Source organism: Solwaraspora sp. WMMA2080 (genome assembly GCF_027497395.1).
Classification (GTDB): domain Bacteria; phylum Actinomycetota; class Actinomycetes; order Mycobacteriales; family Micromonosporaceae; genus Micromonospora_E.
Map to the genome: position 1 here is coordinate 1248740 of NZ_CP114910.1, position 12886 is coordinate 1261625.

A 12886-nucleotide genomic window follows, 5' to 3' on the forward strand; every position below is an offset into this window, starting at 1 on the left:
TCACCGGGCCAGTGCCCGGGAGATCACCACCCGCTGGATCTGGTTCGTCCCCTCCACGATCTGCAGCACCTTCGCCTCGCGCAGGTACCGCTCCACCGGATGGTCAGCCACGTAACCGTACCCACCGAGCACCTGGACCGCGTCGACGGTGACCTTCATCGCGACATCGGTGGCGAACAGTTTCGCCTTGGCCGCCTCGACGGCGTACGCCCGACCGGCGTCGCGTAACCGGGCCGCGGCCAGGGTCACCGCCCGGGCTGCCGCCACCTGGGTGGCCATGTCCGCCAGCAGGAACCCCAGGCCCTGCAGGTCGATGATCGGCCGGCCGAACTGCTCCCGCTGCCGGGCGTAGCCGACCGCGTGGTCGAGCGCGGCCTGGGCCAGCCCGACCGCGCAGGCGGCGATCCCCAGCCGGCCGGCGGCCAGTGCGGACATCGCCACACCGAAGCCGGTACCCGCGGCACCGACCAGGTGGTCCGCCGGCACCCGGGCCTGGTCGAACACCAGCTGGGCGACCGGGGAGGAACGCAGACCCATGGTCCGCTCCGCCGGCTGCGCCAGCACGCCGGCAGTGCCGGCCGGGACGAACAGACACGAGATGCCCCGCGTGCCCGGTCCGCCGGTGCGGCAGAAGACGTTGTAGAAGTCGGCCACCGCGGCATGGGTGATCCACGCCTTCGTCCCCGTCACCACGTAGTCGTCGCCGTCGCGAACCGCCCGGGTGGTCAGCGCCGCCGCGTCCGACCCGCCCTGCGGCTCGCTGAGGCAGTACGCACCCAGCAGCTCACCGCCGAGCATCTCCGGCAACAGCTTCCGTTGCTGGTCGGTGCCGTACTCGGCCACCGGATAACACGACAACGTGTGCACGCTGACCGCCTCGGCGACCGCCAACCAACGGCTGGCCAGCACCTCCAGCACCTGCAGATACACCTCGTAGGGCTGGCCCGCGCCGCCGTCGGACTCCGCGAACGGCAGGCCGAGCAGGCCGGCCCGGCCGAGAGTGCGGACCACCTCCCGGGGGAACTCGGCCCGTGCCTCGAAGTCGGCGGCCCGGCCGGCCAACTCCCGGTCGGCGAGCTCGGTGGCCAACTCGATCAGGTCGTACGCCTCGGGCGTGGGCAGGACTCGTTCGACGGTCATGGTGGGTGCGCTCCAGGATGGTGAGCGGGCCGGCGCCGGCCCACGGTGGCGGGCCGGCGGTATCGATCGACACCCAGCAAGCTTAACGTTCGTTTGGCCGCGTCCCGTCGTGGTCCAGTCCCAAGACGCGACCCATCACCATTCGGGTCCGCGCGACATCGGTGAGCAGCGCGGTGTGGTCGACGACCTGATCCACCGCCCCCAGCACCGGCAAAGCCCGCAGCTCGCGGTCACCGATAGCCGACCACAGGGCCCGGGCGAACCTGTCCGCGTCGAGCACCAGGTACGGCCGGTCCCGGAACGGCCGTACCGTCGGCTCCACCGGCGCGGCCAGCGCGAGCTGGTTGGTCCGCACCGCCAGTAGCTCGTACGCCTGACACAGCCGCCGCTGCCGCACGCTCCACCCGGTCGCCGACAACGCCGCAGCCAACGTCGCGCACAGCCCGTCGTCGTCCGGAAGCCGGGCGAACGCGCTGCCCAGCCACTTGTGGTACGGCGGGTAGCAGCGGCCGACCAGCAGCGCCAGCCGCATCAGGTCCCGCACGATCCGGGCGGTCACCACCGCGCCGCCGATCTCGTCGCCGACCTCACCGCACCGGCCGACGAACGGCTCCTCGCCGGCCACCCGGGCCCAGGCCGCGGCCAGCACGTACCGCCAGATGTCCGGTGGGTACCAGGCGAGAACCGCGCGGCGACCGGTAAGCCCACCGGTCGGTCCGGCCGACCGGGCCACCACGTCCGGCAGGGCGTCGTGGAACACGTCCCCGGCGGTGAACTCGGCGAGCCGCTGAGTCGGGGTGGCGAGCCAGTCCAGCCGGCCCGGCCCGTCGGCCGGATCGAAGCCCAGCACCCGCTGGCACCAGGCAGACACGTCCGTCACCGTCACCCCGTGCCGGGCGCCGTCGAGCGCCGGCACGCCCAGAGTGCGGTCGGCGTCTGGCGCGAACCTGGTCGGGAAGCCCAGAAAGGTCGCTGGCAGGTCCTCGGTGACGGCGGCGCACACCTGGTCGGCCAGGCCGGCATCTGTGCAGTCGAGGAACACCTGCACCCGCGGACCCCAGTCATGGTCGCGGGAGCGTTCCGTGTCGAACCCGAACAGCTCCGAACCGGTGTCCATCCGGGCCGCGGCGTAGCGCAGCCGGGGGAACCGGGCGGCGATCGCCGGCGCCACCACCGCGTGGTGAAACCGGCGGCTCAGCTCCAGGCCGGGCAGGAAGCTCATGTCGGCAGCCTGCCGCACCAGCCCGACGGTCGTGCCGGACAACCAGCGGTGTCACCGGGCTGTGCGAGGCTGTAGCGCGTGAACCCACCCGACCCCCTGCTGGCCGTCGACGCCCCGAGCCTGTACTTCCGGGCGTACTTCGGGGTACCCGAGTCCGCCGCCCGCACCGCCGACGGCGAACCGGTCAACGCCGTACGCGGCTTCCTCGACATGCTTGCCGCGCTGATCACCCGGCGGCGGCCGGCGCGGCTGATCTGCGCCCTCGACCACGACTGGCGGCCCGCCTGGCGGGTGCGGTTGCTGCCGTCGTACAAGGCACACCGGGTGGCACCCACCGGCGGGGAGATCGTCCCGGACACCCTGGTGCCGCAGCTGCCGGTACTGCTGGACGTGCTGTCCGCGCTGGGGGTGCCGGCGGTCGGCGTGGCCGGCTATGAGGCCGACGACGTGCTCGGCACGCTCGCCACCCGCCAGGCCGGCCCGGTCGAGGTGGTCTCCGGCGACCGGGACCTGTTTCAGCTGGTCGACGACGACCACCCGGTCCGGCTGCTCTACGTCGGTCGGGGGGTGGCCAAGCTGGAGGACTGCGACGGCGCGGCCGTCGAGCAGCGCTTCGGCGTACCGCCCGCCGGGTACGCCGACTTCGCCGCACTGCGCGGCGACCCGAGCGACGGCCTGCCGGGAGTGCCGGGCGTCGGCGCCAAGACCGCCGCGCGGCTGCTGCAGCGGTACGGCGATCTTGCCGGGCTGGTCACGGCACTGGACGACCCACGGTCCGGGTTCGCTCCCGGTCTGCGGGCCCGGCTGGCGGCCGCCCGCGACTACCTGGCGGTCGCGCCGACCGTGGTACGGGTGGCCAGGGACCTCGATCTGGCGGTCGAACCGGTGCGGCTGCCCGCCGCACCGACCGACCCCGACCGGTTGATGGAGCTGGCGGACCGGTGGAACCTCGCGGGTTCCTGCCGGCGGCTGGTCGACGCGATGGCACGGGGCGCCGGCGGGTCCGGCGGTGCGGACGCTAGCGGGTCAGGCGTTGAACCCGTTGAACCCGCCTGACCGGCTCGACGCGTTCTGTTCACCGCCGGTGTTCGAGCCGCTGCGTAGCGGGGTGAACCCGTTCGGCCGGGCCGGGGTCGGTGGCTGTGGGGTGCTACGCCGCTCGGCGATCCGCGCGTCGAGGTACGCCGCCGCCGACCGGTCCTCCTCGGTCGGGGCGGACAGGACCGCGTACACCAGGCCGATCACCACGAGCAGCACCGCCACGCCGATCGGTACCAGCAGGGTTGCCGCGGTCGCCCCGTTGAGCACTCCGGTCGGCTCGTGCAGGTGTACCGACATCGCCGTCATGCCGGTGAAATGCATGCCGTTGACCGCGACACCCATCAGCAGCGCGGATCCGGTCATCGCCAGCGGCCGGCGGACCGTGACCGCCAGCCACAGCGCCACCGTTGCCGCGATCACCGCGATCACCACGGAGATGGTCACCCGTCCCGGCGCGTAGTCGATGTCGCCGTTGAGCCGCATCGCGGCCATCCCGGTGTAGTGCATCGCGGCCACGCCCAAGCCGGTGATGACCCCGCCGAGCAGGATCTTCACCAGCGACGGCCGGCCGAAGCCGACCAGGAACAGCCCGAACGCGACTGCGGCGATCGCGATCACCGCGCTGGCGATGGTGATCGCGATGTCGTAGCGGATCTGGGTGCCGGCCACGCTGAAGCCGAGCATCGCCATGAAGTGCATGGTCCAGATGGCGGTGCCGCCGATCGCGAAAGCCGACAGCGACAGCCACCAGGCCCGCCGGCCCGGGGTGTCCGACTCTCGGACCCGCACGGCGCAGATCAGTCCGAGAAACGAACCGAGCACCGACAACGCGTAACTCAGCGTTGGCGTAATGAAGCCGTATTCAAAATGATTGATATCTGCCACGTCCGCCCCCTTCGGCCCGAACCACAGGCTGGTACTCCCCGGACCGATGGTGAGCAGCGGAAACGGTCTTCGCAAGCGATCGTTCGGTTGTTTTGCCGGGCCGTGTCGACATTGTGACGCACCACCGGTTCCGGTGACTACGGTGCGCTGTTCGACCGTCGACCGGCAGTCACCCCGTCGTCTGGTACGCCAGCACGCCGCGCTGCAGCGCGGACACCGCCTGCGCGGCGGTCCGCGCCAGCTGCGGCGACGCACCCCGGGCCTGGGCCAGCTGTCCGAGCATGTCGGCGACCTGCCGGGCCCACCGGACGAAGTCCCCGGCCGGCATCTCCCCGTCCAGGCTGTCCCCGCTGGCCAGCACCTTGGCCAGCGGCTCGCCCCGGGCCCACCGGTAGATCGGCCAGACAAAGCCGAGATCCGGCTCCCGGGTCGACTCCAGGCCGGCGGCCGCCTCGTCGGCCTCCAGGCTGGCCCAGATCGCGGTGGTGGCGTCCACCGCGGCGGTGACCGCCCCCCGCGGCAGCGCCGCCCGCTCGTCGACGTCGCGGCGGGCCTCGTAGACCACCACCGACACCGCGGCGGCCAGCTCCGCCGGCGCCAGACCGTCCCAGACACTTCGGCGCAGGCACTCGGCGACCAGCAGGTCGGTCTCTGTCCAGATCCGAGCCAGCATCCACCCGGCGTCGGTCACCGTACCGTCCGGTGTCAGGTAGCCGCGGTCGGTCAGCAGACCGCAGACCCGGTCAAAGGTCCGGGTCAACGACCCGGTCCGGCCCGCCACCCGGGCCCGCAGCTCGTCGGTGTCGCGGGCGAGCCGGTGCCGGCGTTCCGCCCAACGGGCGTGCTCCTCCCGGTCCGGACAGCTGTGGCAGGGGTGCCGACGCAACTCGGCGCGCAACTGGGTCACCCGGTCGTCGTCCCGGTCACCGCGCGCCCGCCCCCGGCGGCGGGCGCCGTGGCGACCCAGGCCCGTGCCGGCCACCGCCGCCGCCAGATCCCGCCGGGCCGCCGGTGACCGGTGGTTGAAGTGCTTCGGCACCCGGATCCGGGTCAGCACCTCCGCCGGCACGGTGAAGTCGCCGACCGACACCCTGCCCGCCCACCGGTCCTGGGTCAGCACCAGCGGGCGGGGCTCGCCGAACCCGCCCGCTCCAGGATCCAGTACCACAGCCAACCCGGCCCGTCGACCCGACGGCACCCGGATGACGTCACCGACCCGCAGCCGCTCCAGCGAGTCGACCGCCGCGGTGCGCCGCTGCTGCTGACCCTGCCGGGCCAGCTCCCGCTCCCGGTCGGCAATCGCCACCCGCAGATCGAAGTACGCGTCGAAGTCGCCGAGGTCACAGCGCACCTCGACGCCGTACGCCTCGATGGTCTCGGTGTTGCGCTGCGCCTGCCGGGCCAGGCCGACCACCGACCGGTCCGCCTGGAACTGGGCGAAGGACGACTCGAGCAGCTCCCGGGCAGCGTCGAAACCGACGGTGCCGACCAGGTTGACCGCCATGTTGTAGGACGGTCGGAAACTCGACCGCAGCGGGTAGGTCCGGGTCGAGGCGAGCCCGGCGACGTGCCGCGGATCGACCTCCGGCGACCAGACCACCACCGCGTGGCCCTCCACGTCGATGCCGCGCCGGCCGGCCCGCCCGGTCAGCTGGGTGTACTCGCCCGGGGTCAGGTCGACGTGCGCCTCCCCGTTGAACTTGACCAGCCGCTCCAGCACCACGCAGCGGGCCGGCATGTTGATCCCCAACGCCAGCGTCTCGGTGGCGAACACGGCCTTGATCAGGCCTCGGACGAACAGGTCCTCGACGACCTCTTTGAAGGCCGGCAGCATGCCGGCGTGGTGCGCGGCGAGACCGCGTTCCAGCCCGTCCAGCCAGCCCCAGTAGCCGAGCACCGACAGGTCCTCGGCCGGCAGGCTGGACAGCCGCGACTCCACCAGCCGACGGATCTCGGCGCGCTCGTCCGGGGTGGTCAGCCGCAGACCGGCGGCCAGGCACTGGGCGACGGCGGCGTCGCACCCGGCCCGGCTGAACACGAACAGGATCGCCGGCAGCAGACCTTCCCGCTCGAGGCGTTCGATCACGTCCGCCCGCAGCGGGGGACGCCAGCGCGGGCCGCGACCACCGGACCGGCCCCAGCCCGGCCCGTGGGTACGGCCGTCACCGAGTTCCAGCCGGCGCAGCATCTCCCGGCTGTAGCGCAGCAACTCGGGATGCACGTCATGCTTGCGGGCCGCGTCGGCGTCGTGGAACAGGTCGAACATCCGCCGCCCCACCAGCATGTGCTGCCACAGCGGGACAGGGCGGTGCTCGCTGACCACCACCTCGGTCTCGCCACGGACGGTGACCAGCCAGTCGGCGAACTCCTCGGCGTTGGACACCGTCGCGGACAGCGACACCAGGGTGACCGACGACGGCAGGTGGATGATCACCTCCTCCCAGACCGCTCCCCGGAACCGGTCGGCGAGGTAGTGCACCTCGTCCATCACCACGTACGCCAGTCCGTCCAGAGTGGCCGAGCCGGCGTACAGCATGTTGCGCAGCACCTCGGTGGTCATCACCACCACCGGCGCGTCGCCGTTGATCGCGTTGTCCCCGGTCAGCAGCCCCACCTGGGCTGCACCGTACCGGCCGACCAGGTCGTGGTACTTCTGGTTGGACAGTGCCTTGATCGGGGTGGTGTAGAAGCACTTGCGCGGCGGACCACCGGCCGGCGTGGTACCGGCGCGCAGCGCCAGGTGTACCGCGAACTCGCCGACCACCGTCTTGCCCGCCCCGGTCGGCGCGCAGACCAGCACCCCGCTGCCCCGTTCCAGGGCCTGGCAGGCGGCCCGTTGAAAGTCGTCCAGGTCGAAACCGAGATCGAGGGTGAACTCCCCGAGCGAGGGAAAGGCGGCGGCCTGCGCGGCCCGGCGGCGCGCTGCGGCGTACCGCTCGGCGGGGCTCGACATACCTCAAGATTAATCGCAGCCGGCCGGCGGCGTCCCGGTCAGGGGCCTCGTCACTCCCGGGCGCCGAGGGTCGAGCAGCGGCGGCAGTCACTCGGGTTAGGGCAACCTACCGGGCCGCCGAACCGGCTCGATAAGGTGCAGGCGTGCCGGATCATCCCGAACGCCCCCGCGACGACGTATCCGCCGATCCCGGGTACGAACCGGCCGCCCGGCCGCGACGCCGCCCGGTCGAGGCGGTCCTGTTCGACTTCCACGGCACCCTCGCCCAGGTCGAGGACCCGGTCCGCTGGGTCGTCCAGGGTGCCGAGGCGTGCGGGGTGACCCTGGACCGGGGGCGGGCGACCGTCCTCGCCGACCGGCTGCTGACCGCCGGCCGGGCCGGCGGGCCGCTGCCCACCCGGGTGCCCGCGCAGCTTGCCGAGGTGTGGGCCGACCGCGACCTGTACCCGCAGGCGCACCGGGCCGCGTACACCGGGCTGGCCGCGACGGTCGACAGCGGGGTGGACGGGCTGGCCGACGCCCTCTATCAGCGGCTGCTCGGACCGGACGGGTGGCTGCCGTACGCGGACACCGCCGCGACGCTACGGGCCCTGCACGCCGCCGGGGTGCCGGTCGCCGTGGTCAGCAACATCGGCTTCGACATCCGCCCGCACTTCGCCGCCTGGGGCCTGGCCGACCTGATCGACGCCTGGGCGTTGTCCTACGAGGTGGGCCGCTGCAAACCCGACCCGGCGATCTTCCTGCGGGCCTGCGGGATGCTGCGGGTCGACCCGGAGCGGACGCTGATGGTGGGCGACACCCCGGCCGACGCGGGCGCCGTACGGGCCGGCTGCGCGGCGCTGGTGCTGCCGGCGGCCGACCCGGGCCGGGCCAACGGACTCGCCGCCGTGCTCGACCTGGCCACCGGGGAACCGGACCGGTGATCACCACAGCAGCCGCAGTGCTCCCGGCACGGCGGTGACGGTCACCGGCAGCGGCCCGAGCCGTTCACCGTCGGCGTAGCAGACCAGGTCCGGCGCGTCGATCGTCACCTGGCGGGCCCGGAGACTGCGCACCATCGGGTGGTCGACGTGGCCGCCCCGACGGACCTGCGGCTTGATCCGGATCAGCGTACGGCGGGTGACCGGCCCGGCCACCACCACGTCGAGCAGGCCGTCGGTCGGGTCAGCCGCTGGGCAGATCCGCATCCCGCCGCCGTAGCTGGCGCAGTTGCCGACCGCGACCAGGACCGCGTCGAACTCGTCCGGCTCGCCGTCGCACACCATCCGGTAACGGCGCGGCCGCAGCCGCGCCAGCTCGACCGGGACCGCCAGATCGTAGCGGCGCGGCCCGGACGGCCAGCGCATCCGATTGGCCCGCTCGTTGACGACCGCGTCGAACCCGGCCGCCAGCACCGCGCCGAACCACCGGTCCGGTCGGCCCGGTGCGGACACCCGGGCCAGGTCGACGGGCCGGCTCCGGCCGACGGCCAGAGCGGCGGCGATCACCGCCGCCGCGCGGGCCGGATCGGCCGGAAAACCGGTGCAGGCGGCGAAGTCGTTGCCGGTGCCGGTCGGCACCGGACCCAGCGGGACGTCGGTGCCGGCGAGCGCCTGCAGGGCAAGGTGCACGGTGCCGTCGCCGCCGAGGGTCACCACCGCGGCCGCACCGCCGTCCACCGCGGCCCGGCAGGCGCTCGCCGCCCGGTCGGCGGTGGCGGCGGTCAGCAGCCGCACCGGCCGACCGGTCGCCGCCAGCGCCTCGCGGACCAGCGGCAGGACGGCCGAGTGCCGGCTGCGGCCGGCATTCGGGTTCGCCAGCACCGCCACCGAGCCGGGCACGACGGCGGACGGACCGCCGGCCGGCCCGGTCACGTCATGTCGTCGTAGCGACGCTCGATCGGCAACGGCTTCGGCACCGGCTGGGTCGGCACGACCGGGGTGACCGTCTCGGTCCGCTCGGCGACCGCGACCGGCTGCGGGTCGTCGTCCAGCGGCGACGCCTCGTCGTCGTCCAACCCGGCGTACACCTCCTTGCCGCGACCACGGCGCTTGTCGTTGAGGAACGCCACCCCGACCGCGACGAAGTACAACAGCGCCAGACACGCCGCCAGCAGGGTCATCCCGAAGGGGCCGGGGTCCGGGGTGGCGACCGCTGCGAAGGCGAAGCAGACGAAGACCACCGCGCGCCACCAGCTGAGCAGGCGGCGTGCGCTGACCACGCCGGTGAAGTTGAGCATCAACAGCACCAGCGGGAACTCGAACGCGACCCCGAACAGCAGGATCATCGTGGTCACGAACGAGATGTACCGGGTGACCTCGAGCTGGGTAGACAGGCCGGTGACGCCGGATTCGAGCAGGAACGCCAGCCCTTTGTCGACGACGAAGTAGGCAAGCATGGCGCCGGCCAGGAACAACGGCGCCGCGATGGAGACGAAGACGTACGCCCACTTGCGTTCGTGCCGGTGCAGGCCGGGAGCGATGAACGCCCAGAGCTGGTAGAGCCAGACCGGGCCGCCGACGATCAGGCCGATCCAGAGCGCCAGCTTCAGCTTCAGGACGAAGCCGTCAGCCGGAGACAGCTGCAGGAACTCCCGGCAGGTGCCGTCTGCGGTCGTCTCGCCAGTGCCGGGCAGCTGGCAGTACGGCTGCTTGAGCAGTTGGAACGCCGGTTCGGCGAGGAAGAATCCGACGATCAGCCCGACGACGATCGCCAGCGAGGCCCAGAACAGTCGGGTACGCAGCTCACGAAAGTGCTCGATCAGGGTCATCGAGCCGTCGGAGGCACGGTCGAACTTGCTCGGACCGCGCCGACGCAGGGCGAAGCCCACGGCAGGAGACCTTTCCGGTCAGTTGGCGTCGCGGACGCGCTGCGGCTGATCGGCCGCCGGGGCCGGCGGTGGCTGGTAGCCCGGCTGATGCACGCTGGTCGGCTCGATCACCGGCTCGGCCTGGTACGGCGCGCGGCCGTGCTGGGCGTCGGCCTTCTCGGCGAGGTCCTTGTCGTCGTCGGCGAGGCTCTTCGTCTCGGCCTTGATGATCCGCAGGGATCGGCCGAGTGACCGCGCCGCGTCCGGCAGCCGCTTGGCGCCGAAGAGCAGGATCAGCACGACCACAAGTACGGCGATGTGCCACGGCTTCAGGGCATGCATGGCATAGCTCCAGTCGGTGCGTCGGGTGGTGACGAGCCCTATCGTACGTGCGTTCGCGGGGTCCGCCACCTGCCAGACCGGGTCAATCTGGCCTGGTCGGTGAAGTCTCAACCACGATCAACCGACCCGTCAACCACGGACGGCACAACGCTGACCGGCGCTTCGCAGGCACTGGCCGAACAGGCCAGGCCGGCGTGACCGGCTGGTCAGCCGGGGTTGTCCGGCCGGTCCCCGGGCCGTCCGGGCCGGGTGGTGGCCGCCAGGCTCTGCTCCATCTCCGCCAGCCGCAGCTGCAACCGCTCGGCCTGCGCCGCCAACGCCTCGGCTTCGCCCTGGCGGCGCTGCAGGGCGAGCGCGGCACGGCGCAGCGCGGGCAACCGGGTCAGCACCGGACGGACCGCCGCGACGAGCACCAACAGCGCGCATCCCAGCACGGCGAGAACGATCCAGGTCAGCACCTGAGCAGACTAGCCGCTAGCGGACAGGTCCGCAGCCGGTGCACCACCGGGAACGGCGTACGCGGCAAGCGCGGCGGACGCGGCCGCGTGCACCTGCGCGACCAACTGTGCCGGAGCGACCACCGTCACGTCCGGGCCCAGCCCGAGGACGAACCGGCGGGCCCAGGCCAGATCGGTGACCCGCATGGTGACCAGCCACTCGCCGTTCGGTTCGACCCGGACGTCCTCGCACGGGTAGTACTCGGTGATCCACCGACCGCACCGGCCGACCCGCAGGACCACCGACGGCAGGCCCGGCGTCGGCTGGAACGCGGCCTCCCGGGGTTCGTGCCGACCGGCCTGCGGCGGTACGGCGGCCGGCTGGTCGAGCTCGACCAGGGCGTCGACCCGGTCGGCCCGGAACAGCCGGACCGCCTCTGCCCGCCGGCACCAGGCCTCCAGATAGCCCCGACCGCCGATCATGAGCACCCGGATCGGGTCGACGACCCGGTCGGTGGTCTCGTCGCGGGCCGCCGTGTAGTAGGTGATCCGTACCGCCCGGCCGCTCTGTGCCGCCGACCGCAGCCGGTCCAGCCGGGCCGTGTCTCCGGGCAGGCGTACCGCGACCGGGGCGCCGGCCGACTCGCCCGCCGCGTCCTCGATCTTGGCCAGTGCCCGCTCGACGGCGTCCCGGTTGGCCAGCCCCGGCGTCTCGGCCAGCATCCGCAGCGCCACCACCAGGGCCAGAGCCTCGTCCGGCGTCAGCCGCAACGGTCGGTCGATGCCGGCGTCGTAGGTGATCGTCACCCGGTCGCCGTCGAACGCCATGTCGATCAGGTCGCCCGGACCGTAGCCGGGCAGCCCGCAGACCCACAGCAGTTCCAGGTCCTCCCGCAGTTGACGCGCGGTGGTGCCCAGGTCGGCGGCGGCCTGGGCGATCTCCACGCCCGGCCGGGCCAGCAGGTAGGGCACCAGGTTGAGCAGCCGGGCGAGCCGGTCGGCGGAGGCCCGCGAGCCGGTCGGTCGGGACGTGGTCACCCTCGCACCTCCGCACCGGCCGGCTGGTGCGCCACCACGATCTCCTTCAGCCGCTGGATCACCAGCTCGCGCAGCTCCGGCGGATCGAGCACCCGCACGTCGGCGCCGTACCTGGCCAGCTGGCCGGCGAGCGCCTCCGGCTCGGCGTAGCGCAGTGTCAGCCGGTCCCCATCGGGGCCCGGGACGCAGGACTCCGCGCCGCGCCGCAGGCCGGCAGCCCGGCCCGGCCCGGCCAGCACGGTGGCCACGCCGGTACGTTCGACCGGGTCCGACCAGCGGGCGACGTGACTGATCAGGTCGACGTCGGTCGGCGGGGAGAAGCTGCCGGCCCGACCGGTGAGCCGCACCGCGCCCACCACCCGGGACAGTCGGAAGCAGCGGGTGGCCGCACGGTCCTGGTCGTGGCCGACCACGTACCAGCGGCCCCGCCAGCAGACCACCCCCCAGGGCTGCAGCCGTCGCCGGGTGGGGGTGTCGCCGCTGGGCACCCGGTAGTCGAAGGTCACCGGACGCCGGTCGCGGGCCGCGGCGGTCAACGCGGCGAATGCCGGGTCGACCGTGACCACCGGTTCCACCCCGAGGGTGGCCTGCGGATCCACGTCGATGCCGGCGGCCCGCAACTTGGCCAGCCCGGACGAGGCGGCGGCGGCCAGCCCGGCGTGCTGCCACAGCCGGGCGGCGATGCCGACCGCGGCGGCCTCCTCCGGCTCCAGCGGGATCTCCGGCAGCGCGTACTCGCGGTGGGCGATCCGGTAGCCCGGTTCGCTGTCGAAGGCGCTGGCCGCGCCGGTCTCCAGCGGCACGCCGAGGTCCCGCAGCTCCGCCTTGTCCCGCTCGAACTTGCGCTGGAACGCCTCGTGGTCACGGACGTCGGACGGATCGTGTTCGTAGCCGGGTACGGTCGCGGCGATCTGCGCGGCGGTCAGGAAGCGCCGCGTCGACAACAGGCAGATCACGAGATTGACCAGGCGTTCGGTCCGGTTGCGGGACACGGCACGACGCTAGCAGTGTCGGCGGTGCAGCGACCGCCCCGCCCGGCC

The 12886-nt window shown here is 73.1% G+C and carries 12 protein-coding genes; 2 read left to right on the forward strand and 10 right to left on the reverse strand.

Features of this window, described 5'->3' with window-relative positions; all coding sequences use genetic code 11:
• Positions 1 to 1140 carry an acyl-CoA dehydrogenase family protein gene (locus tag O7543_RS05575; protein WP_281554832.1) on the reverse strand — a complete coding sequence of 380 codons (1140 nt, stop codon included), beginning with the start codon at positions 1138 to 1140 and terminating at the stop codon, positions 1 to 3.
• Positions 1141 to 1222: 82 nt separating this feature from the next.
• On the reverse strand, positions 1223 to 2380 hold the full coding sequence (locus tag O7543_RS05580) for a DUF4037 domain-containing protein (RefSeq protein ID WP_281554831.1): 1158 nt from the start codon (positions 2378 to 2380) through the stop codon (positions 1223 to 1225).
• Between the two features lie 60 nt (positions 2381 to 2440).
• Here O7543_RS05580 and O7543_RS05585 point away from each other — a divergent pair, with 60 nt between their 5' ends.
• The gene (locus O7543_RS05585; RefSeq protein WP_281554830.1) at positions 2441 to 3418 is read left to right on the forward strand and encodes a 5'-3' exonuclease; all 978 of its coding nucleotides are present in this window, start codon (positions 2441 to 2443) and stop codon (positions 3416 to 3418) included.
• Here the strand turns inward: O7543_RS05585 and O7543_RS05590 are convergent.
• Positions 3389 to 4288, reverse strand: a complete 900-nt coding sequence (locus O7543_RS05590) for an MHYT domain-containing protein (RefSeq protein WP_281554829.1) — start codon at positions 4286 to 4288, stop codon at positions 3389 to 3391. The two genes, O7543_RS05585 and O7543_RS05590, sit on opposite strands and share 30 nt — an antisense overlap.
• A 169-nt stretch (positions 4289 to 4457) precedes the next feature.
• Positions 4458 to 7241 (reverse strand): DEAD/DEAH box helicase, encoded by a 2784-nt coding sequence (locus O7543_RS05595; RefSeq protein WP_281554828.1) that lies wholly within the window; start codon positions 7239 to 7241, stop codon positions 4458 to 4460.
• A 143-nt stretch (positions 7242 to 7384) separates the two neighbouring features.
• On the opposite strand from O7543_RS05595, the gene O7543_RS05600 reads away from it, so the two are divergent.
• Positions 7385 to 8164: an HAD family hydrolase gene (locus O7543_RS05600; protein WP_281554827.1), complete on the forward strand. Its 780-nt coding sequence runs from the start codon at positions 7385 to 7387 to the stop codon at positions 8162 to 8164.
• On the opposite strand, the gene O7543_RS05605 is transcribed toward O7543_RS05600, so the two are convergent.
• The 6 genes from O7543_RS05605 to O7543_RS05630 form a co-directional block, all read right to left on the reverse strand.
• Positions 8165 to 9094 carry a diacylglycerol kinase family protein gene (locus O7543_RS05605; protein WP_281554826.1) on the reverse strand — a complete coding sequence of 310 codons (930 nt, stop codon included), beginning with the start codon at positions 9092 to 9094 and terminating at the stop codon, positions 8165 to 8167.
• The gene (gene tatC, locus O7543_RS05610; RefSeq protein WP_281554825.1) at positions 9091 to 10050 is read right to left on the reverse strand and encodes a twin-arginine translocase subunit TatC; all 960 of its coding nucleotides are present in this window, start codon (positions 10048 to 10050) and stop codon (positions 9091 to 9093) included. Before tatC ends, O7543_RS05605 begins: the two co-directional genes overlap by 4 nt.
• A gap of 18 nt (positions 10051 to 10068) precedes the next feature.
• Positions 10069 to 10371 carry a Sec-independent protein translocase subunit TatA gene (gene tatA, locus O7543_RS05615; protein WP_123601527.1) on the reverse strand — a complete coding sequence of 101 codons (303 nt, stop codon included), beginning with the start codon at positions 10369 to 10371 and terminating at the stop codon, positions 10069 to 10071.
• 206 nt (positions 10372 to 10577) lie between these two features.
• Positions 10578 to 10829, reverse strand: a complete 252-nt coding sequence (locus O7543_RS05620; RefSeq protein ID WP_281554824.1) for a hypothetical protein — start codon at positions 10827 to 10829, stop codon at positions 10578 to 10580.
• A 9-nt stretch (positions 10830 to 10838) separates the two neighbouring features.
• A complete protein-coding gene (locus O7543_RS05625; RefSeq protein ID WP_281554823.1) occupies positions 10839 to 11846 on the reverse strand; it encodes a YafY family protein in 1008 nt (335 codons plus the stop codon).
• Positions 11843 to 12838 carry a WYL domain-containing protein gene (locus O7543_RS05630; protein ID WP_281554822.1) on the reverse strand — a complete coding sequence of 332 codons (996 nt, stop codon included), beginning with the start codon at positions 12836 to 12838 and terminating at the stop codon, positions 11843 to 11845. Before O7543_RS05630 ends, O7543_RS05625 begins: the two co-directional genes overlap by 4 nt.
• Between the last annotated feature and the right edge of the window lie 48 nt (positions 12839 to 12886).